Below are 25,562 nucleotides of genomic sequence, written 5' to 3' on the forward strand. Positions count from 1 at the left end.
TGCAGCGCGCAGCCTTGCTGGGTAAACTATTCGTGCTGATGACCAAGCGTAGCATTGCCTTTCTCGCCGCCACCCTAGCCAGCGTCCCTGCGTGGGCGGTTTATGCCCCCATCCCGGAGGAAGAGCTCGGCCAAAGCCTGACCGTGCGCGTCGGCGGTGGGGTTTACCACGACAACAACATCTTTGGCGGAGCCACCGGCGAAACGGAGTCGATGGTGTATCGCTTCTCACCGTCGCTGAAGTTCAACGCTTCGCTCACTGCGCAGACCTTTTTCTCCGCTGCGTATGATCTCAACTGGGACCACGTGGTGGACCGCCCGGAAAATCAGGACCTCTACAACCATCGTTTGAGCGCCCGCCTCGCGCACGCCTTCAGCCAGCGCTCGACCTTCGATTTCACCAACACCTACACCATCGCGGAGAACCCCGAATCGCTCCTCGCCGGTGTGCCCCTCAACACCGATCAGTCCTTCAAGAACAACCAGGCGGATCTCGTGTTTAAGAGCGGGATCAACGAGCGCCTCGGTTACACCTTCAAGGCCCGCTCCTCGATCTACGCGTTCGATATCGCCACGCTGTCCGAGCAGCTCGATCGCAGTGAAAGCCTGTTCGGCCTGAGCCTCGATTATTCCGTGAGCGAAGCCTCCCAGCTCCTCGGCGAGTTGCGCTATCTCGACGTGTCCTACGACAGCCTCGGCAACACCAAGGACAAACACTCCTACTACTACCTTGCCGGCTTCGACTACGCGCCCAGCGAAAAGGTCTCGATCAGCGTGCGGGCCGGTTTTGAGGAACGTTACCGCTCGGGCGCGCCGGACGACGATTCCCCGTATGCCGAGATCACCGGTCGTTACGCCTACGGTGAGAAGAGCTTCGTTTCCGCCGGTTACATCCGCACCACCGAGGAAAATTCCAACGTGAACCTCTACACCGACATCGAGGTGAACCGTTTCTTCCTCACCCTGCAGCACGCCTTCACCGCTCAGGTCACCGGCTCGGTTTTCTACAACATCGAGCCGTCGACCCTTAACGGTCGCGCGGGCATCGCGCCGGATGCGGATGAGACCACGCAACGTGGCGGGCTCGCGCTGTCCTACCAGCCGCGACGTCACTGGCTGGTGGCCGCCACGCTGGACATCGACTCCACCGATTCCGACGACAACAACCGCGACCTCGACCGCACGCGCATCGGACTCGATGTGCGCTACACCTTCTGACCCGTCGCCGGTGCCGCGATCACCGGACGCCGTCACCATGGCGACACTCCGGTCTTGCCGCCGTTTTACCCGCCCCGTCTTCTAGCCGCCGATGGCAGCGCCTTCCTCCCGTCCGGAACACAGCACCCTGGCCGATTTTCTCCGCATTTTGCGGCAGCGATGGGTGATGATCGCGGTGCTCACTCTCATCGTCGTTTCGACCGCCGCCGTGGTGACGGCACTCCTGCCACGCTGGTATCTCGCCGCCGCGAAGGTGCGGGTCGAGAAACCCGAAGGCGCGGTGAAGCTTTTCCAATCGCAGGGCAACGTGGGCTACGATCCGATCTTCCTGCAGGATCAGTTCGAGATCATGCAGGCGCCCAAGATCCTGCATCCGGTGATCCAACGCCTCGACCTGCAGGCACGGCTCGCGCCGATGCTCGATGTTGCCGGCGAGCTGCCGCTCGATGTGACCGTGCGGTATCTGGTCGACCAGATGCTGAGCCTCGATACCGAGCGCAACACCTCGATCATCAACATCGGCGTCTACGCGCAGCAACCGCAGCTGGCGGCCGATATCGCCAACGAGATTGCCCGCGTTTACTCCGAGGATCGCATTGCTCTGGCGACGTCCGAGCAGACCGAAGGCCTCGCCAAACTCCGCAACGAGATGGAGCTGCAGGAGCGGGAGGTGAGCGCGCTGCGCGACCGGGTGGAGGAGCTGCGCGACGAACTCGATCTCGCGGGCGTCGACCTCAACGCCCGCTACTCCGACATGGAGATCGAAACGCTGCGCCAGATGCAGAACACGCTCATCGCGCTGCGCGTCGATGCCATCGGCCGCAAGACCCGTTGGGAGCGGTTCCGCGACATCCCGTTCGAGGATCGCATCAATCTCATCAACGCCGAGCTCATCGACGACGGTAACATTCAAAACCTGCTGCAGGCCTACCTCGTCGCCGACCAAACGCTCACGCGCCTGCGCGGCCGGCTCGGAGAGGCCCACCCCGACCTCGTCTCGGCGGTGAACAACCGCGAAAAGATCCGCCAGCAGCTCGACGGCCAGCTTCGCGGTTACGAGAGCGCGCTCGAGATCGCCTACAAGGAAGCCGAAGCCCGCGTCGCCGAATTGGAGCGCCAGCTCAGCCAGGCCAAGGTCGACCAAATCCTCTCCGCCCGCGACCGCATGCGTCCCTTCGAGGAAGCCGTGCAGCAGCTCAATACGGCCAACACCGTGCTCACCACGCTCAAGCTCACGCTGCGCCAGCGGGAGATCGATTTCCAGGTGCCGAAGCGCACCATCGAGCTGCTCGGCGAAGCCACGCCGCCGCGCCGTCCCAGCAAGCCGAGCTGGGTCATCAACCTCGTGCTCGCCTTTGTGGTCGGTTCGCTGCTCGGCACCGGCGTCGCCGTCGCGATCGAGTATTTCGACACCAGTTTTCGCAATGTGGCCGACATCGAAAGCCGCCTCGGCGTGCCGGTGGTGGGCGTGGTGCCGTGGCTGGCCAAAGCCGCGGAGTTTGACCCCGATGACATGGTGGCGTCGGAACCCTTCCGGGTGCTGCAGACCAATCTGAATCTCTCGCTCGATGGCGACCAACCGGCGGCGCTGTCGATCGTTTCCGCCGGTCCGGGCGAAGGCAAATCCACCACCGTGCATCGCCTCGCGCTGGTGATGGGCCGCAGCGGTCAGCGCGTATTGTTGATCGATGCCGACCTGCGTCGTCCGACCCAGCATCGGCTCGGCGACTGGCAGCGCGCCCCCGGCATGGCGGAATACCTGCAAGGCGCGCAGGAGTGGGAGTCGGTCCTGCAGCGCGACGTCGCGCCGGGCCTGGACTTCATCGGTAGCGGCGGGCAGGGCGGTTTTAACCTTGGCATGCTGCACACCAAGCGACTGCAGGAGTTGGTGAACGCCGCCAAGGGGCGCTACGATCGCATCCTCTTCGACTCACCGCCCATCATTGGAGTAAGTGACGCCTCGGTGCTGGCCACGGTCATGGATGGCGCGCTGCTGCTCATTCAGCATCGGCGCAACCCGCAGGCCATGACGCTGCGCGCGCAGCAGACCCTGCGCAGCACACGCACGACCCTCATCGGCGCCATCCTCAACCAGGTGCCCAACGACAGCGGCGAGGATTACGGGTATTACTCTCACAACTACGCCTACTACAGCGATCCGGCGCCGCGGAAAGCGGGTGGCGCATCGAGTCGGACCAAGGCGAAAGGGCCGGGGCGGAGCGATCCGTCGGCTGAAGATGGACCTGAGCGGCTCGATTTTCAGGACCCCCATGCTTAAGCCGCAACGAGCGCGTTCATGGTCGGCGGTGCGGCGACTCGTCGTCGCGATGACTCTGGCGAGCGGATGGATTGCGCCGACACGGGGGCAGGCAGAAGCGGCCGGTCTGCGCATGGCGGGTTCCGATATCCTGGGGGCGCCGGTGGCAGCGGTGTTGCGCGACTACGCGGCCGATTTTGAAGTTCCGATATCGCTGCGCTTTGAAGGTAGTCGTCCGGCCCGGGACCGTGTGATAGCGGGGTCGGCGGACCTTGCGGTGATCGCCGATTTGGGGAATTCTTGGGAACTGCCCGACGGTTGGCGACAGGTGCCGATCGGTTATCTGGTGGCGCGGATCGTGGCTCCGGCCGATGTCGCGTTGGATCAGGTCACGGCAGCGGATTTGGCGCGGGTGTTTGCAGCCTCCAGTGCACAGGCCAGTTTGCGGTGGGCGGATCTTGGTGCGACCGGCCGTTGGGCCAATGAGGCGGTGGTGCCCATGGCCACGGACGCAGCCGCGGGCATGGGCTGGCCGTTGTTCCGTCATGAGGTGCTGCGCGATGGAGAACCGAAAAATTCGTTTCAAGTGTTGCCGTCGCTCACGGCCTTGCTGGGGGCGGTTGATCAGCAAGGTGGAGGCGTGTTGGCGGTGGTTTCACATGCCCTGCCGGAAGGGACCTCGCTGAAGACCCTCGCGGTCGCGGGAGGTGAGGGGGCGGTGGCCTACCGACCGTCGCCGGAGAACCTCTTTGCCGGTGACTATCCGCTGGCGGTCACCCTGCGGCTGGTGTTTCCGCAGGCGCGGGGACCGGAGCTGTTGGCGTGGCTGCGCCTCTGGCACAGTCCGGACATGGTGGAGGCTTTGACGGCCTGCGGCGTGGTGCCGTTGCCGGAGGCCGTGCGGGCGCAACAAGCGTTCGATTTGGAGCTTCTGAATTAATAAAACAAAAGGTCGAAAAAACCTATTGACGGAGGCGCATGGCTCTATTCTTGTCTGCCTCCCTCTCGCGGGCGTAGCTCAGTTGGTAGAGCACCACCTTGCCAAGGTGGCTGTCGAGAGTTCGAATCTCTTCGCCCGCTCCATTTTTTTAAAAAACCTCCGGTTTCTACACCGGAGGTTTTTTTTGTGGCTGGCGGACGGGCAACGTAGCGTGAGAGGGGTCGCAACCTACGTCGTGGTATTCGAAGCCGCACGGTAGGCCGCGAGCTTGCTCGCGCTAGCGATGGAGTGGTGTAGGGCCGGTGCTTGCGCCGGCCGCGGCGGACGGGAAGGAGGACAGGGACGGCCAGCAGGGCGCGCCGTGCCGCCAGCGGCAGCCCTACGGGAGCAGGCGGAGAGGGCAACGTTGCGCGAGCAAGCTCGCAGCCTACATTGTGGTATTCGACGCCGCGCTGTAGGCCGCGAGCTTGCTCGCGCTAGCGATGGAGCGGCGCATCCGGATGGTGGCTGGATCGGTGTAGGGCCGGAGCTTGCGCCGGCCGCGGTGGACGGGGCGGAGGACAGGGAAGCCAGCAGGGCGCGGCGTGCCGCAAGCGGCAGCCCTACGGGAGGAGGCGGAGGGGCACCGTAGCGCGAGCAAGCTCGCAGCCTACATTGTGGTTTTAGACGCCGCACTGTAGGCCGCGAGCTCGCTCGCGCTAGCGATGGAGCGGCCGGTGCTTGTCCCGGCCGCGGCGGACGGGATGGAGGACAGGGGCGGCCAGCAGGGCGCCGCCGTGCCGCCAGCGGCAGCCCTTCAAACGACGGCAGAGGGGCCCAACTTCGTTGCGTTACTGCTCGTCGGGCAGGCGCACGAGCCAGGCGGCGGCGTGGCGGAGGATGGCGGGCGTGGGCAGGGCCAACGCGCCACCGGGGTGACGGACGGTATGTTCGTCGCTCACCCGGCCAGCCTCGGGGTCCCACCAGCTGATGCGCCAGTCGCCGGCGGGCAGGTCGTCCACATGAACGGTGGCGGCGGTGGGCTGAAGTTCGTCGTCGGCGGCCGGGGAGAGCAGGTTGTCGCGGTGGTGGACCCACACGACAGCTCGGGTGGGACTGCGACGAGCGACGGCGGTGAGCGCGGGGACCGGCAGACCCAAGTTAAGGTCGCCGAGGTCAATCCAGTCGGGTCCGGTGGGGTTCTCGATGACGATCTCATGCGCGCCGTAGCCGAGGCGGAAGGGAAAGGAGACGTCGGCAATGGCGGGACGACCGGTGGCGGCAGCCGGGAAACGTTGGTCTACCACGGTCTCGTCATCGACGGTGATGCGCAGGGCGCCGCCGGGATTGCTGACGCGGGCCACGGTGAGGCTGGCGGTGGCGGCGGCGGGGGCGTCGTAGCGCAGCGTGACCTTGCTGGGGAAGGGATGCTCCTGCGCGGCATTGGTGAGGATGCGGCCGAAATCGATCAGGCGGGGCGGCAGGGTGCCGTCGGCCGGGACGTCGATCGTGGGATTCGGACCGCGGTGCCAGTAGTGACCGGGCTCGAGGCGCATGTCGGTGGTGTCGCCGCCGGTGACGAGGGGTTGCTCGATGTGGGGCAGGGGATGGCGCAGGAGGCCGCTGGCGGTGACAAAGTTGCTGAGCGACGCGACTTCGTCCCAACGATCATTGGCGCGCAGGGTTTCAATATACCACATCTGGGCGGGCGCGGTGGCGCGGCTGAAGAGGCCGGCCCACGCGAGGATGGGATGCACGAAGCCGGTGGCGCGTTGCTCGGAGGAGAGACCGGCCATGTTGTCGTCGCCCATCTCGCCGTAAAAGACGGGGCGGTCGATCTCGCGGTCGCTCAGCTCGAGCGCCTGCAGGCCGAGCACCATGTTGGAGGCGTAGAGGTGGGGCTGGTAATAATCCATCGCGCTCCACATGGCGTGGTGCAGGTCGTCGTCACTGGTGGTGATGAGGTGGCCGTGCACGTCGTAGCGGCGCAGGTGGCGGGCCATCTCGTCGTGCCAGGCGGCGACCGCGGCGTTGTCGGCGGCGTCACCGCGGCGGGCGTTGGTCCACATGACTTCGTTGAAGAGCTCCCAGGCCATGATGGATGGCGAGTAACCCCAGCGGGCAGCGATGTAGCGGAACTTGTCGCGGGTGAGTTGGCGGGCGTGCGCGTCGGTGAAGAAGTCGGTGGGGTCGGTGAGGAAGCCGCCCTCGTTGGCCCCGTTCCACGGGTTCTCATCCCAGTCGGAGTTGTTGTAGGTGGTGTATTGGCCGTGGTGCTGCAGGACGAGTTGGAGGCGCAGTCCGGCAGACTCGGCGGCGTTGATCACCTGGTCGAGGCGCTGGGCGACTCCGAGATCGAGCGTGCCGAGCGCTGGCTGCTCGCCGTGCTCGGGCTCCACCCAATCGAGGTTGAGGCGGCCCCAGTGGCACATCCAGACGCGGGTCCAGTTGAAGCCAACCGTGCGAAAGTCGCTGAATGCCGCCGGGTAGTAGTCCTCCGGCTGCTGACCGCTGGCGGCCCAGGGGAGGTTGCCGCCCCACGGGGTGTAGAGTTGCCCGCGTCCATCGACAAAACGGAGGCCGGAGCGCCGGTCGATGCCGATGTAGCCGCCCGACTCATCGGTATCGCGCACGCGCACGCGTCCGCGCCCCTCGGCTTCGATAGCGAGCGGGGTGGAGACGCCGTCGATAAATTCGCTGGCGGAGAGCAGCTCGTAGTTGCCGCGCTCGGCGGCGCGGGTGCGCACGGCCCAGCGGTTGCCGCCATCGTAGTAGGCCGGCAGGTCGAGCACGTGCTCTTCCGGCGTTTCAACCCGAGCCCAGATTTCGCGGGCGAAGGGGTTGCCGTCGGTGCTCGGGACGAAGAAGCCGAGTTCCACCGGCGCGGTGAATGCCAACGTCGGCAGGGTGGCGAGGAGGAGGGCACCGATCCACGCCCGCAGGGCGCGTGGACGCGGTCGGTTAAACGAGGTCGAGGCGGGCATGGCGGTCGAGGCAAACAGGGGCGGGCGCAGGGCACCCGAAACACGGTCTCAATCGGGTCGCGGGTCCGGACAATCGTCAACCCCGCAAGGAGAATGGCGCCGGGCGATTGGGATTCGCGTTTGACCCGCAAATCTCCAATGCCCGACAAGTAATCTCATTACCCAGCGGCCCGCCTTGCCCTAGTTTCTGCGCCTCCGACCGCGCCCAACCCTTTTGCGACTCCTCTTTCCTATGCGTCATCAACTCCTCTCTCGCGCCACCTGGACCTTCCGCGATGCCTCCACCAAGAAGTGGCTGCCCGCCACCGTGCCGGGTTGTGTGCATCTCGATCTGCGCCAGGCCGGGCTCATCCCCGACCCGTTTTTCGGCACCAACGAACTGGAGCTGCAGTGGATCGAAGAACGCGACTGGGAATACCGCGCCCGCTTTAAGGTTGATGCCCAGCTCCTCGGCGAGGAGATCGTCGAACTCGTCGCCGAGGGCCTCGACACCGTCGCCACCGTGACGCTCAACGGCAAGGTCGTCGCCCGCACCGCCAACATGTTCACGCCCTTCCGTTGGGACGTGAAGAAGCTGCTCAAACCCGGCGCGCAAAACGAGCTGCTCATCCGCTTCGACAGCGCGATGGCTTACCTGCGGGAGAATCACAACGCCCACACGTATCGGGAATTCAACGACCCGGTGGGCAACTCCAACCGCATCCGCAAACAGCAATGCCAGTTCGGCTGGGACTGGGGACCGCGTCTCGTCACCGCCGGCGTCTGGCGCTCCATCCAGCTCGAGGCCTGGTCGACCAACCGCCTCGACAACCTCGTCGTCAAACAGGTCCACGATGCCAAGGGCGGTGTGCAACTCGACCTCACGCCGGAACTCGCGCGTCCGGACGCCGATGCTGCCTGCCGCTGGAAACTCCAGCTCGACGGCGAGACCGTCGCCACGGGTGAGGGCGCTTCGATCGTCGTGCCGGATCCTCAGCTGTGGTGGCCGGCCGGGCAGGGCGCCCAACCGCTTTACACGCTCACCGTCGATGTGGTGGACGCCACCGGCACCAAGATCGGTCGCTGGAGCCAACGCATCGGTTTGCGCACCATCACGCTCGACCAGAGCAAGGACGAGTGGGGCGAGGCCTTCCGCTTCCTCGTCAATGGCCGTCCGATCTTTGCCAAGGGCGCCAACTGGATTCCGGCGCACAGTTTTGTCGTCGGTCTCTCCCGCGCCGACACCGAGCGCGACCTGCGCTCGGCCGTCGAAGCCAACATGAACATGATCCGCGTCTGGGGCGGCGGCATCTACGAGAGCGAGGATTTTTACGATGTGTGCGACGAGCTCGGCCTGATGGTCTGGCAGGACTTCGCCTTCGCCTGCACGCTGTATCCAGTCAATGAGGACTTCCGCGAACTCGTGCGCCCCGAGGCCACCGCGCAGATCCGCCGCCTGCGGCACCGCGCCAGCCTCGCGCTATGGTGCGGCAACAACGAGGTTTGGATGCTCAACCGCGAGACGGTGACCGACGAGACCAAGGTCGAGATTCGCAGCGCCTACGAAAAACTCTTCCACGAGCTGCTGCCCGAGGTGGTGGCCGAAAACGACCCGGCCACGTCCTACTGGCCGTCCTCGCCCTGGCGGCGCGACGGCGTGCACGGTCACGAGGCAGGCGAGACCTCCGGCGACTCGCACTACTGGGACGTCTGGCATTCGCGCAAACCGATCAAGTCCTACGAGCTGTGGAAGTTCCGCTTTGTATCCGAATTTGGGATGCAGAGCTACAGCTCGCCTGCGACCAACGCGACCTTCTGTCCGGCCGACGATACCAACGTCTTCGGTCCCACGATGGAGAACCACCAGAAGAACGCCGCCGGCAACCAGATCATCCTCGACTACGTGTCGCGCCAATACCGCTTCCCGCAGACGCAGGACGACCTGATTTACCTTTCCCAGCTCAACCAGGCGCGCTGCATGCAGATGGGCGTCGAGCATTACCGCCGCCTCATGCCGCGGTGCATGGGCGCGCTGTATTGGCAGCTCAACGACTGCTGGCCGGTCGCCTCCTGGAGCTCGATCGAATTCACTGGCCGTTGGAAAGCGCTGCACTACGCCGCCCGTCGCTTCTATGCGCCGGCGCTGGTATCGGCCCACGTGCCCGGCGACGAGCAGGTCACGATCGGCAACTACCGCAAGTCGACCATGGACGTCGCCCACCTTTACACGGTTTACGATGCGCCGGAGCCGACGCGCGGCGTGATGAGCTGGGACCTCATGCACATCGACGGCACCCGGCTCGGCGGCGGCACCAAGAAGGTCGTGCTGCGGCCGGGCGAGGCGGTGAAGCAGAAGACGCTCGATCTGCACAAGCTCTTCAAGAAGACCAGCCACGACGACGTGTATGTGCGCATCGCGCTCGAGATCGACGGCCAGCGGGTGAGCGAAGAAACCGTGTTGTTGGCCTCGCCGCGTTTCATGCACCTGCCACGTGGCAAGGTGCGCTGCAAGGTGAAGGCGCTCGATGCGCATCGCTTCCAGCTCACCTTCACCTCGCCGGTGCTGCAGCACCGTTTCGCCTTCGATCTGGGCAAGCTCGACTACCGCGCGAGCGACAACTTTTTCGAGTTGTATCCCAACGAATCGAAGTCGGTCGTGGTCACCCTCAAGCGCAAGCTCACCGCCGCCAAACTCCGCGAGCAACTGACCTGGCGCTCCCTGGTGGACACCTACTGAAGGCAGTTATTCTGAGGTGGACCGCGACCTCCGGGCGCGGTCGAGTTCGTTGGATGGCTCGTCCTGACGAAGACGCGGCCCGGAGGTCCGCGTCCACCTTCCTAGCTGACCGACTTCACACGATCAGCATGGCGTCGCCGTAGCTGAAAAATCGATACTCGTGGGCGATGGCTTCGGCGTAGATCTCGCGGATCCAGGCGATGCCGTCGGTGCTGCCCGGTGTCAGAAAAGCGGATACGAGACAGAGCAGGGTGGAGCGCGGTTGGTGGAAGTTGGTGATGAGCGCGTCGACGCTGCGGAAGGTGCGCGGCGGGTAGATGAAGATGTCCGCTTCCTCGACGCAGGGATGGCCGAGCGGCGCGGTGTGTTTGCGGCAAAAATCCTCAATCGCGCGCACCGAGGTCGTGCCGACCGCCACCCGGCGGCGGCCGCCGGGATCCAGCACCGTGGCCTGCGTGGTCGGGGGCAGTTCGTAGAGTTCGCGGTGGATGTCGTGGTCGGTGATGTTGTCGACCATCACCGGGCGGAAGGTGCCGAGACCGACGTGCAGGGTGACCTCGGCCGTGGTGATGCCGCGCTGCTCCACGGCGTCGAGGATCTGCGGCGTGAAGTGCAGTCCGGCGGTGGGCGCGGCGACGGCGACCTGACGGGAACGGTCGGCGTAAACGGTTTGGTAACGCTCGAGGTCGGCGGTGCGGCGGGTGTCGTCGGCCGGACGTTGGATGTAGGGTGGCAGCGGCATCTCGCCGAGCCGGTTGGCGACGTCCTTCAGCGTCGTGCCGGCCTGTTCGAGGCGGAAGGCCACGAGCGCGACGCCATCGGCGTGTTTTTCGCGCACCTCGGCGCTGAAGGCGCCAGCGTGGGCGAAGGTGGCGCCGACCGGGAGGCGTTTGCCGGGGCGCAGCAGGCACCACCAGAGCTCGGTCCCGGCATCGTCGGTCGACTCGGCGCGGAGCAGGAAACACTCGACCGCGCCGCCGGTGGGTCGCACCGCGCGCAGACGGGCGGGCAGGACGGCGGCATTGTTGCGGATGAGCACGTCGTTGGCGTCGAGCAGGCCGGGCAGATCGGTGAAGGCGTGGTGCGCGATCGAACGCTCGGCGCGGTTGACCACCAGCAGGCGCGACGCGTCGCGGCGGGCGGCCGGCGACTGCGCGATGAGGTGATCCGGCAGATCGTAGTCGAAGAGATCGGTGGAAAGGGAAGACACGGAGGCGTGATTGATCGAGGCGACAGCCAATCCGGTCAACTCCGACTGCGCGGGGCCGGTCGTGTGGGCTGGCCACGCCGTTGGCACTGGGTTTGCTCGGGTGGGCGCCCAGTGCGGGCCCTTGATGCGAACCTTAACCCCAGGAACTTGTTGTGCGTGAAGACCAAGAAGAGCGTCGGTTGATCGACCGTATTGCCGAATACAAACAGAATTGGGATCAGGCTTTGAATGCGTGGTTCAAAGCGTTGGGCATCGGCGCGGGGGTAAGCCTCCTGCTTATCGTGATCGCGGCGATTTCCGGGAGTGGCTTCATGTGGATACTGTCGTTCGCCGCCATCGGTGGCACGTTCTGGGTCTTGAACGGGATGAACAACACGGTGCAGCGCTCGAAGCTCGACTACGAAGACCGGGTGGAGGAGCTGAACCAGTATCAACGCCGGCGCCGCGGTGACGCCTAGTCGGTCAGCGACCCTCCGCGTCGATTCGTTTCAGAGTTCGGTGACGACTCCCGCCAAGTCGTGGCGTTCTTGCTCCGCCCAGAGCACATTGTGCGGTTCGCAGAGATTGGCCGCTTCGTCGTAGCTCAGGCCAAGTCGCATGAGGGTGCGCACGCCGTCGGGGTCGAAGTCTTCGTCTGTTAGCAAACGGACACCGCCGTAGGTCTCGAAACCCTCGGATCCGATCATCTTGCCGTCGCGGTAGTAGCCCACGCGCAGAGCGTTTTGGGTGGTGCTGGAAAACAGCTCGTCGTTGGCACGGAGGTATTTCAGGAAGCCGTCCAAACCTGCAACCTGTGCGTCGGTCAGCAGGCCCACCATGACTTGTTTACCGGGTGTCCTATCCGGAGCGTCGCGATCCATCTCCGTGACCCGCACCCCTTTCATGCGGCCACCGGAGATCTCAAATTCATGGAGGCTGAAGTTAAAACAACCCGTCGACTCGATCGCAAAGACGACCTTTTCATTTGGTGCCAATCGAGCGATGGAGAGCGTCGCGCCTTCGTCGCGCAGGTTTTGGGCGGACTGCCGGCGCACGACGGCGGCGGTGTTGGCGAGCATCCACACCAAGGCCAACAAGACGGCGGCGAAGCAGGCGGTGGTGACGTTGCGTTTGAGGGAGCTTTGCGGGGTGTAACTCACGGGGAGGGGTTAGTCGAAGCGGCCGACCGGATCAAAAACCTGAGTGACGGCAGCGGCGATTTGCGTAGCAGGGGCGGCGTTGGTCCGGAGGATTGAGGTTGCAGCTTGGAGCCATTGCGGCTCGAGGCCGAGCTTTAAGCAGGCTTCGTGCAGCGGGGCTGGATCGTCATCGGTGCTGAGCCAAGCAAAGGCACCTGCGGAGGACAGGCGGCCGTGGCGCGCGAAGGTCTCGTCGGCCAGAGCAGCCGTCAGGCTGGCGGTGGGGATGACCACGCGGCCGAGGTGGGACGCCCGGGGCAGCGCCCAGCAAGTGGCGGCGTCGCTTTCCGGCAGGGCGCGGAGCTCACCGATGGCATGGCGCAGCGGGGCGACCAACTCATCCAAGGCGGCGCGGGGACCGCTGTGACGCACCAGGACTTCGCGAGCGGCGAGGTCGACGTCGATGGCCTCGGGCAGGGTGGGGCTGTTGGCGAGGCGCGGGAGCAGAGCCTGCAGCTCGGCCGCGTCGGCGAAGGGCACGACGTGGGTGATGCTCGCTTCGGGCAACGGCACGACTTTGAGCGTGATTTCGGCGAGCACGCCGTAGCGGCCGTTGCTGCCGACGAGGAATTTCGGCACATCAAAACCCGCGACGTTTTTCACCACGCGGCTGCCGACGGTGAGGATTTGGCCGGTGCCATCGACGAAGGTTACCCCGAGCACGGCGTCGCGCACCCGGCCGCGACCAAAACTGCCGGGGCCGTTGAGGTTGGCCGCGACGGTGCCGCCAAGCGTGGCGCCGAGTTCGGCAAAGGGCGGATCAAAGGCGAGGCATTGGCCGGCGGCGGCGAGCGTCGCCTGGATTTCCGCGAGCGGCGTGCCGGCCAGGGCAGTGAGCACAAACTCGGCGGGCTCGTAGGCGGTGATGCCGCTCAGGCCGCTCAAGGAGACGCGTTCGCCATCGTAGTCGGCGTTGAGGGCGGGTTTGGTGCCGGCGCCGACGGGGCGCAGGCGGGGCGTGGTGCGGACGATCGCGGCGAGTTCGGCGAGGGATGTCGGGCGAAAAGCCCAACCCACAGTTTCGAGATCAGTAGTCTTTTGTGGGTCGGGTCGACGCTCTGCGGGACCCGACTCCCCTCGGTCTGGCAGGAGCTTGCCGGGGTTGGCGATGCCCGACGGGTCGTAGGCGTGGCGCAGACGATGGAAAAAATCGATCTCGGCCGGGCCATACATGCGGGCGAGGTAGGGGCGTTTTTCGAGACCCACGCCGTGTTCGCCGGTGATGGAGCCGCCGAGCTCCAAGCACATGGTCAGGATTTCGCCAGCGAGGTGTTCCACGCGTTCATGGATGCCCGGTTCGGTGGCGTCGTGCAGGAGGTTGGGGTGAATGTTGCCGTCGCCGGCGTGACAGATGTTGGCCACGGGGATTTGGGCGGCGGCCGAGAGTTCGCCGATGCGGCGCAGCGCGGTGCCGAGGTGACGGCGCGGCACCACGCAGTCCTGCACCATGTTGCTGGGAGCGAGGCGGCCGTAGGCGCTGTAGGAGCTCTTGCGGACCTTCCAAATGGCGGCGCGTTCGGCGGCGTTGCGAGCGATGACAAGCCCGGTGGTTTGGGTGCTGCGCAACACGGCCTCGAGGCGCGGGCGCTCGGCCGCGACGATGGCGCCGGGTCCTTCCAATTCGATCACCAGCAGGGCATCACAATCCGGCGGATAATCGAGGGGGGCGACGGGCCGCACGGCCTGGATGGTGAGGGCGTCGAGCAGCTCGATGGCGACGGGAATGATGCCGGCGGCGATGATGGCGGAAACGGCGTCGCCGGCGGCCTCGGCGGAGGGAAATCCGGCCAGCACGGTAAACACGCCGTCGGTGACGGGTTGGAGGTTGAGGGTGATTTCGAGGGCGACGCCGAAGAGGCCCTCGTTGCCGACGAAGAGTCCGGTCCAGTCCGGGCCGAAGGTGCCGCCGCGGTCGCCGCCCCAGGTCACGACCTCGCCGGTGGCGAGCACGGCTTTGAGGCCGAGCACGTGGTTGGAGGTCATGCCGTGTTTGAGGCAGTGAGCGCCGCCGGCGTTGAAGCCCACGTTGCCGCCGAGGGTGCAGACCGGCTGGCTGGAGGGATCGGGGGCGTAAAAGAGGCCGTGCGGCGCGGCGGCGGCGGTGAGATTGAGGTTCACCACGCCGGGCTCGACGACGGCGATGCGCTGGACGGGATCGAGGCGCAGGATGCGGTTGAGGCGGGTGGTGACGATGGCGATGCCGCCTTCCACCGGGGTGGCGCCGGCGGAAAGACCGGTGCCGCTACCGCGCACGGTGAAGGGCACGCCCTCGGCATGGCACCAGCGCACGGTGCGAATGAGTTCGTCGGTGGTGTGTGGCGTGACGACGGCAATGGCCCGCTGGCGGTAGGCCGTCTGGGCATCGGCGTCGTAGGCGGCCCGGGTGGCGGCGTCGACGGCGACACGATCGGCGGGGAGTTGGCTTTGCAGAGTTTGAAGGGCAGGGGAGGGCACGGTGGAAAAGCTGAAACGCTGAGAAGCTGAAATACGGAAACGGCCCCTAAGGCGATGCGGGAGTGCGGGAGCGATGGTGGTGGGGGGGATTGACCCGCGGGCTACGGGAGGATTGGAGTGGGCGCATGCGAGCCGATGAGTTTTTTGCGCTTCCTCCGTCCCTGCAGGCGTTTGCCGCCCATTTTTCGGCCGAGGCCCCGGTGTGGGACTGGATCAAGGCGATCAAGAGCGCGGTCACGGATCTGAAAGGCAACACGAGCGAGCGCGAGCTGCCCCCAGGGGTGGTCGTTGAGGGCGAGGTCTGGCTCGACCCGACGGTGAAACTGCCGGGGCACGCCACCCTCATCGGGCCGGCCTACATCGGCGCGGGCACGGAGATCCGTCCGGGCGCCTACGTGCGCGGCAATGTGATCGTCGGCGCGGGCGCGGTGCTGGGGAATAGCTGCGAGTTTAAGAACTGTCTGCTGCTCGATGGCGTGCAGGTGCCGCATTTCAGCTACGTCGGCGATTCGGTGCTCGGCAACAAAGCCCACCTCGGCGCCGGCGTGATCCTGTCGAACCTGCGTCTCGATCAGGCTGAGGTGCTGGTGCATCTGCCCGACCGCCTCGCCGCGACCGGCCTGCGCAAGATGGGCGCGATCCTGGGTGACGCGGCCGAAGTTGGCTGCAACGCCGTGCTGCAACCGGGCACCCTGCTGGGGCCGCGGGCGCTGGTGATGCCGACCCTGGCCTTCGGCGGCTACCTGCCGGCGGGGCAACTCGCCAAAGGTCGCACCAGCGTGGTGGTTATCCCCCGTCGCGATTAGGGCGTGCTGCCTAGGCAGCGATATTCCGGGGCCAACAGGCAAATACTGCCGGATGCTTCCCCGGGGGAGGGTCTCGGACGGTGTTCCGAGGCCTTGAATAAAAAATGAAAAATATAAAACGCTGAGGGTCATTGGTTAACATCGTGATGACGGTGATTGGCACATGGGGTGCAATCATTGTCCTCGATGGCAACTTCCACGCTCAAATCCACTCCTGAACCCGGCGCGACCTATCGGCTGGTGGTGCACTCCGCACAGGAGGCGGTGGATACGATTCGGCGTGAGTTGGGGCCCACCGCTCGCGTCTTGTCCGTGCGCAACCTGCCGCACGGCGGATTAAAGAGTCTGTTCTCCCGTCCGCAGATCGAAGTGGTCGCGGAACTGCCCGCCGAGACCGAAGCCGAGCCGTCCACGGCCACCGTTAAAGAAGCTCCGGGCGCCCAGCCCGCCAACCAGACCACGACGCACTCGGTGGCTGGCACCTACGGCCAACCCGAGCGCGACGCCACCGCCGCGCCGTCCTCCCGCCAACCGGCCGTGGGCGTGGAAGCCGAAGATTTCTACACCGGCGCCTCCCGCAAAACCGGTCGTCTGCTGCCGGACGTGCTCCGTCGCGGCGGTTTTTCCGATATCATGATGGCCCGCCTGCAGGGTAGCCCGCGCTGGTCGCAGATCGAGGGCCGTCCGCTGCATGAGGCCCTCAGCGAAGTGGGCCAGGAGCTCCGCCAAGTCGCCACCGCGCCGAAGCGCCGCATCCTCACCGACCGCGTCGCCTTCCTCGGTCTCGCTGGCACCGGCCGCACCACCGCGTTGAGCAAGTGGCTCGCGCATCAAGTTTTCCAAAAAGGCCGCACCGGCTCCGTCGCCAAGGTGGAGTTCGACCGGCCGAATCCGGCGGACGGTCTCGCGGTCTTCTGCGAGGCCCTCGGCGTGAACCTGCAGCATGTCGACGGGACCACGCCGATGGGGCCGCACAACCGGAACCAAGACTTCGTGCTCGCCGACCTGCCGTCCCTCCGCCTGGGCCGTCAGCAGGACGAGCATCTCGCCGACTTCCTGGACCAGAGTGGCTTCACCAGCCGCGTCCTGGTCCTGCACGCCCTGCACGACCGGGCGGCGCTGCAGTCGGCTTATTCCGTGGGGCGAGAACTCGGCGCGACCCATGTTGTTTTCACTCACGTCGATGAGCTCGCCCACTGGGGCAAACTCTGGGACTTCCTGCTCGAGGGCGCGGTCACGCCGCTCTTCCTCGGCACCGGTCCCAGCCTCGTCGGCGAACTCGAAACCGAAGCGGTGGACGCTGTCCTCCGCCACACCATCCCGGGAGCCTGAAGACGATGCGCACCGTCATGCTTTGGGGTGGTTTCACCGGTTTCCTACTCGCGGCTGTCGCCGGCTTTGCTGCCGACCGTCCGCTCGACCTGATCCTGCGCGATGCCGCCTTCGCCTGCCTCGGTGGAGCCTGGTTGCTGCGCTGGTGGTGGTCGCAACTCGAGCGCGCGCTCTCCGAGACCCTGGAGATCCGCCGTCAACGTGCCGAAGCCGAAGCCGCCGCGGAAGCCGCGGCCGAAGCCAACCAAAAGGCCGCCACCTCTCCTCGCACTCCCGGTCGCCGGGAAGCCGCCAACCCCGCGATGGCTCGTTCCGCCGCTTCTCCGTCCCCGGCCGCTCCGGCCCGCCTCTAGTCCGTCAGCCCCCCTTTTTTGAACCCACCTGCCCATCATGAACAACGCCGCCCTCAAACAAGCCCCGGAAGCCGTTAAAGCTTCGTCCGCGTGGCGAGTCTATTCCGGTGTCACCGGTCCCGTTGACGAGTCCGAGCTCATCGAACGTCATCTCCCCCTCGTCCGTAACGTCGTCGACCGCATCAAGATCCACCTCCCCGCCCATGTCGAAGTGGAAGACCTTTACAGCGTCGGCGTCACCGGCCTGATCGCCGCCGTCAACCGCTTCGATCCGGAGCAGGGCCACACTTTCGCCGCTTACGCCACGACTCGCATTCGTGGTGCGGTGCTCGACGAGCTGCGTCGCCTCGACTGGTGCCCGCGCCGTGCCCGCGCCAAGGCCCGAAAGATCCGCACCGCCATCGGTGAAGTGGAGCAGAAGGTTGGCCGCGCCGCCACCGATGAAGAGGTGCGTGAACACCTCGGCCTCGAGCCCAAGGAATTTGCCCGCTGGCAGGAGGAAGTTCGCCCGATCAGCTTCGTGCCGATCGACCAGCCCCTCGAGGATGGTGAGAGCTCCGGCGGCACCCTGCATGACCTCATCGCCGACGATCAGGCCGAGGACGTGTGCGCCAACATGGAGAAGGAAGAGCTGCTCAAGCTCGTGGCCGACCGCATCGAGCAACTCCCCGATGTGCAGAAGAAGGTCCTCGCCATGTATTACTTTGAGAACATGCGCCTCGCCGAAATCGCGGCCGTTTTCGGCCTGACCGAGTCCCGCATCTGCCAAATCCACGGCCAGGCCATCCTCGGTCTGCGCTCCTGGATCCAGCGCGCCCGCAATCGCTAAGCCTGAGGGCTACCCCCGTCCCGTCACCTTTTCCCCTCCTCCTCCATGCTCATCATTATTGGCTCACTTATCGTCTTCGCGTCGACGCTGGGCGGTTTCATGATTGCCGGCGGCAATCCGGTGGTGCTGCTGCACGTATCGGAGTTCGTCGTCATCCTTGGCGTGGCCTTGGGCGTGCTCATCATCGCGTCGCCCGGCCACATCATGAAGGAGATCATCCACAAGGTCATGGGAGCCTTGAAGGGTGGGGGCGCGAGCAAGTCCGACTATGAGGACATCCTCAAATTGCTCTACGAGATCTTCATGGTGGGTCGCCGCAATGGTCTCATCGCGTTGGAAGAGCACGTGATGAGTCCGAACGATAGCGCGATCTTTCAGCGCTACCCCAATTTTACGGCCGATCACGAACGCATGCAGTTCCTGATCAACGGCTTGAAGCCCATCATCGACGGTAAGATCAAACCCGACCAGCTCGAGGAGCTCATGTTCGGCGAGCTCGAAGCCCGTGGCGAAGAGAAGGATCACCCGGTGCACCTGTTGCAGCTCGTCGGTGACTCCCTGCCCGGCATCGGCATCGTCGCGGCGGTGTTGGGCATCATCAACACCATGTCCGCCATCGCCGATGGTCCGGAAGTGGTGGGTGAACGTGTGGCCGCGGCCCTTACCGGCACGCTGCTCGGCATTTTTGTGGCTTACGGCTTCGTCAATCCCTTGGCCAACCGCGTGAAGCTCAACAACGGCTCCGAAATGCAGGTGCTCAACTGCATCCTCGCCGCCGTCGCCGCCTTCGCCAAGGGCCTCGCGCCGCTCACGGCCGTGGAAATCGCCCGCCGCACGCTCGACTCCTCGGTGCAGCCCGACGGCGACGAACTCGAAGAGACCCTCAAGTCCCTGCCGTCCCCGAAGTAACCCGCGGCCATGGCCAAGCGCAAAAAGAAGAAGGGAGATGCCCACCACGGTGGCGCCTGGAAGGTCGCCTACGCCGACTTCGTGACGGCGATGATGGCGCTCTTCATGGTGCTGTGGATCTCCGCGCAGGACGAAAAGATCCTGCTCGCGACCTCGCGTTACTTTCAGTCGCCCTTCAATTCCCCGATGGATGCCACCACCGGCATTCTGCCTTTCGACACCAACCAGCCAACGCGCTCCAAGTCTTCCGACGACGGCGGCGAGGGTGGGGCGGGCCCCAACGAGAGCACCAGCGACGCCCGCAAGATCGACCTCCAGTTCCTCAACTCGGTCGCCAAGGACTTTTACCGCCTGCTCCACCTCGACGAAAACTTCGCCAATCGCCCGATCGACATCCAGGTCACCAGCGACGGTCTGCGCATCACGCTCTTCGATCGCGGGGGGCAGCCGCTCTTCAAAGAGAACTCCGCGGAATTCACCGAGTGGGGCACCTTCGTTATCCAAGGCCTTGCCTGGGTGATAGATAGGCACGAGTTCAACGTCGTCATTGAGGGGCACACCCGGGCCGGACTCGAGTTGCCCACCGAAGATTACACGCCGTGGGAACTCTCCAGCGACCGCGCCAATGCCGCTCGTCGCGCCCTGGTGCATTACGCCGTCGAGGGCGAGCTGATCGAGCGTGTCTCGGGCTTCGCCGACACCCGCGCGTTGCCCGGCTACGCTCCGGAGGACGAGAGCAACCAACGCGTCTCCTTCAGCCTGTCCGTCGGCACGAAGGTGCGCCGCGGCGAACCCCCCGTTTCCTATTCCCAATGAAGTCCTTCCTTTCCGGTCGACCCACCGCCTCCATGCCTGCCCTCAAACCGCTGGCAGAGAAACCGCCGCGCCTCAATGAGCAGGCCATGACGCCGCTGGGTAATGCTGCCGGGGCCGCGGGGCGTCCCGCTCCGCACGGCGGTGGTCACAGCCACCAACCCAGCGTCGAATGCGTCAAACAAGGCGACAAGGTCACCCACCTCGTCGTGACCTGCGCCTGTGGCGAGCGCATCGAGATCGACTGCCTCTACGCCGGCCCGGCCTGATCGGTCCTGCCCCAGCCACCGCGACCTCTCGCCCCGGTCTGCTCCAGCGCGCTACTCGGCGCGCTTTTTTTGTGTCCGGCGGGCCCGGCATATCTTGCCGCCACCCACCACCGATCAGTCCCCGATCGATTGGTGATAGGGAGTATAAACTTTAAAAACCTATCCAGCAGCGAGTTATAATCACTGGCATTCCTCCTGCATAAACTTCGGCCAACATGAACGTCGGTCTCTATCAAAGTGCAGCTTCCCTCTCCGCGCTCGAGCGTTGGCAGGACGCCGTGGCCCAAAACATCACCTCCAACCAGGTGACGGGTTACAAGAAGCAGACCGTGCAACTCGCCTCCTACTACTCCGGCGAAATCCAGGGCGACGAGTCCCAGCGCGTCGGCGACGGTGGCGCGACCCCGGTGTATTACCCGGCGGCCAATCTCGGCATCAGTTTCGCCAACGGTGAGAACATGCCCACCCGCCGCGACTTCGACTTCGCCCTCGGGGGCCCAGGCTTCTTCCAACTTCAAGCCGAAGACGGGCGCACCTTCTACACCCGCAACGGCAGCTTCGCCACCACCCCGGAGCTCGACCTGGTGAACCACAGCGGTTTCGCCGTCCTCGGCGACGGCGGCAACCCGATCAAACTCCAACCCGGCGGCGGGGCCGTCACCGTCGATACCAACGGCCAGATCCGCCAGAACGGTGCGATTATCGGCCAGATGGAAATCGTGCGTTTCGAAAACAACCATGCCCTCGTCGATCTGGGCGGCGGACTCTTCGCCGCCAGCGAGGGTCAGGAACCCGAGGTGCTCGATGAGCCCGACATCCTCCAGGGCCACCTCGAGCAGGCCAACATCCAGCCCCTGCGAGAAATGGTCGATCTGGTGAGCATCGCCCGCGCCTACGAGGCCAACCAAAAGATCATCAGCCACCGCGATGAGCTGATGAAGCAGACCCTTGAAAAACTCGGCTGAGGCCGCCGCCCGGACCCGCCGTATCCACTTTAAACCTACCGTAAGCACGCCATGAACCTCTCGCTCTACTCCGCCGCCACCGGCATGGAAGCCCAGCAGCTGAACCTCAACACGATCGCCAACAACCTCGCGAACGTGAACACGCCCGGCTTCAAGCGCTCCAAGATCGAGTTCCAGGATCTGCTCTACCAGAAGCCCCGCGCTTCCGGCGCCGAGGCCGGCGGCGGCAACGTCGTCCCGACCGGTATCGAGGTCGGTAACGGCACGCGCGTCTCCGCCACCGGCAAGGTCTTCACTCAAGGCCAGCTCAACCACACCGGTGAGCAGATGGACCTCGCCATCCAAGGCGACGGCTTCTTCGAGATTCAGCGCCCCGACGGCACGCTCGCCTACACCCGCGACGGCTCCTTCAAGCTCAACGCGCAGGGCACCGTGGTGACCAACGACGGTATGCCGGTGCTCTCCGGTTTCCAGGCCGTGCCTCCCGGCACCACGTCGATCAACGTCTCGGAGACGGGTGAGGTCACCTACCAAGGCGCCAACGGCAACACCACCTTCCGTCTCAACCTCACCCGCTTCCCGAACCCCGGTGGTCTGCGCTCCATGGGCGGCAATCTCTACGAGGAAACCCAGTCTTCCGGCGCTCCCGAGATCGGGGCTCCCGGCGAGCTCGGCTTCGGCTCGATCATGCAGGGCTACAGCGAGTCCTCCAACGTCAACATCGTGGAGGAAATGGTGAACCTCATCGTCGCCCAGCGCGCCTACGAAATTAACAGCAAGTCCATCCAGACTTCCGACGAGATGCTGCAAAACATCGCGCAGATGAAGCGCTGATGCTCCGCCCCGAACCTTCCCCTTTGTCCGTCCTCGTATTCGCCATGCCACTACTGCCGAACTCCTTTCCCGCCGCTCGCCTGCTCGTCTTCCTGCTGCGTTTGGTCGTGGTCGTGGTGGCGCTGGGCGTGGCTTCGCTGCTGCGCGCCGAGATGGATGCCACGCTGCCGCCGCCGGTTGAGGCGCCGATCGATCCCGACGCTTGGTTGGAAGAGATCGCCGATACGCTGGCCATTCACTACCGCACGGAAGGGGAGTGGTCCCTCGAATTGGTGCGCGACTACACGCCGCCCGCCGAGGCCATCATCGAGGTCACCGAGATGCCGCCCAAGCCGGCCAGCCAGATGATGCTGCGCCTGCAGGTGCACGCCCTCGACGGCACCAGCACCCACCAAACCGTTTTTGTCCGCGCCAAGATCTGGCGCGATGCCTGGATCGCCCGTGAGCCGCTCACCCGCGAAGCCAATATCGACGAGCACATGCTCGAGCTGCGTCGCGTCGACATCCTGCGCCAGCGCGATCTGGTGCCGGTCGATACCCCCTTGGCCGATCTCATGATGAGCCGCTCCCTCCCGGCCGATCGCTTCCTCAGCTGGCGCGATGTGTCGCGCCGTCCGTTGGTGCGCAAAGGCCAGATGATCGAGGTCGCCGCGGTCGATGGCACGCTCGCCATCACCATGAAAGCCCTCGCGCTGCAGGACGGTCTCGCCGGCGAACTCGTCCGCGTGCGCAACACGGAATCCCGCCGCGAATTTGCCGCGGTCGTCACCGCCCAAGGACAGGCCGAAGTCCACTTCTAATCCCTCGATCCCATTTCGCCATGAACCGCCTTTGCCTCCTCCGCCTCCTCGCCCTTTGCACCGCCCCGATCGCGCTCGCCGCCGGGGAAGGTTCGCTCTGGAACGACGGTGCCGCCAAGCCGCGCGCCATCTATGCCGACCGCGTCGCGCGCACCGTGGGCGACATCCTCACCGTCCAGATTTCCGAATCGGTTTCCAACACCGCCAGCACCAACAAGCAGACCGGCAGCGGGGCCAACGTGAGCAATACGGTCGCGCAGTTTCTCTTTCCCGGCAGCAACCTGGGCACCCACAACGGCTCGCTGCCCGGCACCGCGATGTCCGGCTCCAACGACTTCCAAGGCGGTGGCCAGGTGAGTGCCTCGCAGAGCCTGACCGGCCGCGCCGCCGTCATGGTGATCGATGTGCTGCCCAACGGTGTCCTCGTGATCGAAGGCGTGCGCCGCGTGACCTTCGCCGGCGAGACCCAGCATGCCATCCTGCACGGTCTGGTGCGACCCGACGACGTAAACTCGTCCAACGTCGTTTTCTCCAGCGACATCGCCAACGCTCGGGTGGAGTTCGTCGCCGATGGCGCGCTCACCGAAGCCCAGCGCCGCGGTTGGATCACGCGTCTCTACGAGATCGTGCGTCCGTATTAACATTTTCCCTACGTCCAACCTTTACGCTCCCATCATGAAGCCCGTTTTGCCGCGATTCCTCGTCCTGCTGCTCTCGCTCGTGTGTGCCGCGCCGGCATTGGCCGTGCGCCTCAAGGACGTCGCGCAGGTGGAAGGCTCGCGTGAGAATCAGCTGGTCGGCTACGGCATCGTGGTCGGTCTGGCCGGTGATGGTGATTCCAACGCCGAGACCACCCTGCGCTCGGTGGCCAACATTTTGAAGCGTCACGGACTCGACGTCACCTCGGCCGACGTGAAGGCCAAAAACGCTGCCGCCGTCATGATCACGGCCGACATCGGTCCCTTCCTCAAAGAGGGCGCCCGCATCGATGTGGTGGTGGCTTCCATGGGTGACGCCAAGTCCCTCCAGGGTGGCGTGCTGCTCCAGACTCCGCTCATGGGCGCCAACGGCCAGGTCTACGCCGTCGCGCAGGGCCCGATCGCCATCGGTGGTTTCTCCGGTGGTGCCGGTGGTGCCGGTGGCGCGACCGTGCAGAAGAATCACCCGACCGTCGGCGTGATCAGCAACGGAGCCATCGTCGAGCGCGAGATCCCCATGTCGATCGTCAACCAGGGCCGCATCAGCCTGCAGCTCTACAATCCCGATTTCACCTCCGCCGCCCGCCTCGCCACCGCCATCAACCGCGAGTATCCGAGCATCGCCATCGCCGAAGATGCCGCGACGGTTTCGCTCTCCGTGCCGGATGATTTTTACGGGCAGGAAGTCGCCTTCCTCGCCGCCCTCGGCACGATCGAAGTCACGCCCGACACGCCCGCCCGCATCGTGATCAACGAGCGCACTGGCACCATTGTGGCGACCAGCACCGTGCGCATTTCGCAGGTCGCGATCTCCCACGGCGCGCTCACCATCACGGTCGCGCAGACCCTCGGCGTCTCGCAGCCGCCGCCGCTGGCCGGTCCCGGCGCGCAGACCGCAGTCGTGCCTTCGACCGCGACCAACGTCGATGAAGCCAAGGGCGGTTTCACCGTCATTGAAGACGCGCCCTCCATCGAACGTCTCGCTGCCGCGCTCAACGCCCTCGGCGTGAGCACCCGCGAGATGATGGCCATTTTCCAAACCCTCAAACGCTCCGGCGCGCTCCAAGCCGAGTTGATCATCAACTAAGCCCAAACCCGATGAACGTATCCGCCGTCAGTTCCACCTTGGGCGTCGCGACCCGACCGGATGGTCCGCGCGACCGCAACGACGCCGTCTCGCCGCAGGACATCAAGAAAGTCGCCGCGCAGTTCGAGGCGATCATCGTGCGCCAGCTGCTCAAGCCCGCCATCGATCCCATCATGGGTGGCGGCGGCGGCATGGGCGGAGGGCAGGGCGGTGCCGTCGGCGGCGGGGGTGGGGGCGTTTACGGCTACTTGCTCACCGATGTGCTCGCCGGCTCCCTCGCGCAGGGCGGCAAACTCGGTTTCGCCTCCCTCGTCGAACAACAGCTTACCCCCGATGCCCTCAAAGCGGCCTACGCTGAAGCCATGCAGGCCGACGCCAATGCCGCCGCCAACAGCCACGTTGCATCCAACCTTTCCGCCTCATCATGAACGACTCTCTCGACTCCCTCGCCGACGCCTTGCGCGATGAGATCGAACATCTCGGCAACCTGCTCGGTCTCTTCCGCGACCAGCAGGAAGGCCTCGTGCGACCCGACCCCGAAAAGGTGCTCGAGGAAGCCCAGATGATCGAGCAGGCCGCCCGCGTCGCCAACCGCTTCCGTCAGCGCCGCGAACAGCTCGTGCAAACCATCGCCCGCACCTTCGCGCAGCCGCCGTCCATCACCCTGCTGCGCCTCCTCGTGGAGTTCCCCCCGGAAATGCAGCCCATGTTCGAAGCCCTCATCAAAGAGGTGAACCGGCTCGTCCACCAAACCCGTCGCACCGCCCGGCAGAACCAGCGCCTGCTCGCCCGCACCGTCGAGGTGCATCGCGAGACCCTGCGCATCCTGCGACCCGACGTCTTCTCGCCCACCTATGACCGCCGCGGCGGCGTGCGCGAAGGCAACGGTTCCGGTTCCTTCGCCACCGCCGTTTAACCCCGACCCGCCACCC

The 25,562-nt window shown here is 65.4% G+C and carries 23 protein-coding genes and 1 tRNA gene; 20 read left to right on the forward strand and 4 right to left on the reverse strand.

The genetic code is table 11. The features are described from left to right. Positions 1–38 precede the first annotated feature (38 nt). From K1X11_RS22440 to K1X11_RS22455, 4 genes are all read left to right on the forward strand, one after another. Positions 39–1,217, forward strand: coding sequence for a hypothetical protein (locus K1X11_RS22440; RefSeq protein WP_221030255.1), 1,179 nt, complete (start codon positions 39–41; stop codon positions 1,215–1,217). A 91-nt stretch (positions 1,218–1,308) separates the two neighbouring features. Continuing rightward, a complete protein-coding gene (locus K1X11_RS22445; protein ID WP_221030254.1) occupies positions 1,309–3,495 on the forward strand; it encodes a GumC family protein in 2,187 nt (728 codons plus the stop codon). Further along, positions 3,488–4,414, forward strand: a complete 927-nt coding sequence (locus K1X11_RS22450) for a PstS family phosphate ABC transporter substrate-binding protein (RefSeq protein WP_221030253.1) — start codon at positions 3,488–3,490, stop codon at positions 4,412–4,414. The genes K1X11_RS22445 and K1X11_RS22450 overlap by 8 nt, the downstream gene beginning before the upstream one ends. A gap of 67 nt (positions 4,415–4,481) precedes the next feature. Continuing rightward, a tRNA-Gly gene (locus tag K1X11_RS22455) sits at positions 4,482–4,557 on the forward strand. Between the two features lie 687 nt (positions 4,558–5,244). Here the strand turns inward: K1X11_RS22455 and K1X11_RS22460 are convergent. Next, positions 5,245–7,377, reverse strand: coding sequence for a cellulase family glycosylhydrolase (locus tag K1X11_RS22460; protein WP_221030252.1), 2,133 nt, complete (start codon positions 7,375–7,377; stop codon positions 5,245–5,247). 232 nt (positions 7,378–7,609) lie between these two features. Between K1X11_RS22460 and K1X11_RS22465 the strand changes: the two genes are divergently transcribed. Next, a complete protein-coding gene (locus tag K1X11_RS22465; RefSeq protein WP_221030251.1) occupies positions 7,610–10,093 on the forward strand; it encodes a beta-mannosidase in 2,484 nt (827 codons plus the stop codon). Between the two features lie 115 nt (positions 10,094–10,208). Here K1X11_RS22465 and queA read toward each other — a convergent pair whose 3' ends face one another. Beyond that, positions 10,209–11,303: a tRNA preQ1(34) S-adenosylmethionine ribosyltransferase-isomerase QueA gene (queA, locus tag K1X11_RS22470; protein WP_221030250.1), complete on the reverse strand. Its 1,095-nt coding sequence runs from the start codon at positions 11,301–11,303 to the stop codon at positions 10,209–10,211. Positions 11,304–11,455: 152 nt separating this feature from the next. Here queA and K1X11_RS22475 point away from each other — a divergent pair, with 152 nt between their 5' ends. Further along, positions 11,456–11,761, forward strand: coding sequence for a hypothetical protein (locus K1X11_RS22475; RefSeq protein WP_221030249.1), 306 nt, complete (start codon positions 11,456–11,458; stop codon positions 11,759–11,761). A 30-nt stretch (positions 11,762–11,791) separates the two neighbouring features. Here K1X11_RS22475 and K1X11_RS22480 read toward each other — a convergent pair whose 3' ends face one another. Continuing rightward, complete coding sequence (locus K1X11_RS22480) at positions 11,792–12,442, reverse strand: hypothetical protein (RefSeq protein WP_221030248.1); 651 nt, start codon at positions 12,440–12,442, stop codon at positions 11,792–11,794. 9 nt (positions 12,443–12,451) lie between these two features. Further along, positions 12,452–14,935 carry an FAD-binding oxidoreductase gene (locus K1X11_RS22485; RefSeq protein ID WP_221030247.1) on the reverse strand — a complete coding sequence of 828 codons (2,484 nt, stop codon included), beginning with the start codon at positions 14,933–14,935 and terminating at the stop codon, positions 12,452–12,454. A 125-nt stretch (positions 14,936–15,060) separates the two neighbouring features. Here K1X11_RS22485 and K1X11_RS22490 point away from each other — a divergent pair, with 125 nt between their 5' ends. The 14 genes from K1X11_RS22490 to K1X11_RS22555 all read left to right on the forward strand — a co-directional run bounded on the left by K1X11_RS22490 (position 15,061) and on the right by K1X11_RS22555 (position 25,546). Continuing rightward, entirely contained in the window at positions 15,061–15,741 is a 681-nt protein-coding gene (locus K1X11_RS22490; RefSeq protein ID WP_221030246.1) for an acyltransferase, read from the forward strand. A 186-nt stretch (positions 15,742–15,927) separates the two neighbouring features. Beyond that, positions 15,928–17,073 carry a hypothetical protein gene (locus tag K1X11_RS22495; RefSeq protein WP_221030245.1) on the forward strand — a complete coding sequence of 382 codons (1,146 nt, stop codon included), beginning with the start codon at positions 15,928–15,930 and terminating at the stop codon, positions 17,071–17,073. A gap of 5 nt (positions 17,074–17,078) precedes the next feature. Next, positions 17,079–17,426 (forward strand): hypothetical protein, encoded by a 348-nt coding sequence (locus K1X11_RS22500; RefSeq protein WP_221030244.1) that lies wholly within the window; start codon positions 17,079–17,081, stop codon positions 17,424–17,426. Between the two features lie 37 nt (positions 17,427–17,463). After that, a complete protein-coding gene (locus tag K1X11_RS22505; protein ID WP_221030243.1) occupies positions 17,464–18,255 on the forward strand; it encodes a FliA/WhiG family RNA polymerase sigma factor in 792 nt (263 codons plus the stop codon). A gap of 45 nt (positions 18,256–18,300) precedes the next feature. Continuing rightward, a complete protein-coding gene (locus tag K1X11_RS22510) occupies positions 18,301–19,164 on the forward strand; it encodes a motility-associated protein (protein WP_221030242.1) in 864 nt (287 codons plus the stop codon). Positions 19,165–19,173: 9 nt separating this feature from the next. Further along, positions 19,174–19,980, forward strand: a complete 807-nt coding sequence (locus K1X11_RS22515) for a flagellar motor protein MotB (protein WP_221030241.1) — start codon at positions 19,174–19,176, stop codon at positions 19,978–19,980. Continuing rightward, positions 19,977–20,246, forward strand: a complete 270-nt coding sequence (locus K1X11_RS22520; RefSeq protein ID WP_221030240.1) for a hypothetical protein — start codon at positions 19,977–19,979, stop codon at positions 20,244–20,246. The genes K1X11_RS22515 and K1X11_RS22520 overlap by 4 nt, the downstream gene beginning before the upstream one ends. A 215-nt stretch (positions 20,247–20,461) precedes the next feature. Continuing rightward, the gene (locus tag K1X11_RS22525; RefSeq protein WP_221030239.1) at positions 20,462–21,211 is read left to right on the forward strand and encodes a flagellar hook-basal body protein; all 750 of its coding nucleotides are present in this window, start codon (positions 20,462–20,464) and stop codon (positions 21,209–21,211) included. A gap of 51 nt (positions 21,212–21,262) precedes the next feature. Then, a complete protein-coding gene (gene flgG / locus K1X11_RS22530; protein WP_221030238.1) occupies positions 21,263–22,045 on the forward strand; it encodes a flagellar basal-body rod protein FlgG in 783 nt (260 codons plus the stop codon). Positions 22,046–22,089: 44 nt separating this feature from the next. After that, positions 22,090–22,845: a flagellar basal body P-ring formation chaperone FlgA gene (gene flgA, locus K1X11_RS22535; protein WP_221030237.1), complete on the forward strand. Its 756-nt coding sequence runs from the start codon at positions 22,090–22,092 to the stop codon at positions 22,843–22,845. A 20-nt stretch (positions 22,846–22,865) separates the two neighbouring features. Next, positions 22,866–23,486: a flagellar basal body L-ring protein FlgH gene (locus K1X11_RS22540; RefSeq protein WP_221030236.1), complete on the forward strand. Its 621-nt coding sequence runs from the start codon at positions 22,866–22,868 to the stop codon at positions 23,484–23,486. 34 nt (positions 23,487–23,520) lie between these two features. Then, the gene (locus tag K1X11_RS22545; protein ID WP_221030235.1) at positions 23,521–24,630 is read left to right on the forward strand and encodes a flagellar basal body P-ring protein FlgI; all 1,110 of its coding nucleotides are present in this window, start codon (positions 23,521–23,523) and stop codon (positions 24,628–24,630) included. Between the two features lie 11 nt (positions 24,631–24,641). Then, positions 24,642–25,058, forward strand: coding sequence for a flagellar biosynthesis protein FlgJ (locus K1X11_RS22550; protein ID WP_221030234.1), 417 nt, complete (start codon positions 24,642–24,644; stop codon positions 25,056–25,058). Continuing rightward, on the forward strand, positions 25,055–25,546 hold the full coding sequence (locus K1X11_RS22555; protein ID WP_221030233.1) for a flagellar protein FlgN: 492 nt from the start codon (positions 25,055–25,057) through the stop codon (positions 25,544–25,546). Before K1X11_RS22550 ends, K1X11_RS22555 begins: the two co-directional genes overlap by 4 nt. Positions 25,547–25,562 lie beyond the last annotated feature (16 nt).

The sequence above is a fragment of the Actomonas aquatica genome (genome assembly GCF_019679435.2).
GTDB lineage: Bacteria > Verrucomicrobiota > Verrucomicrobiia > Opitutales > Opitutaceae > Actomonas > Actomonas aquatica.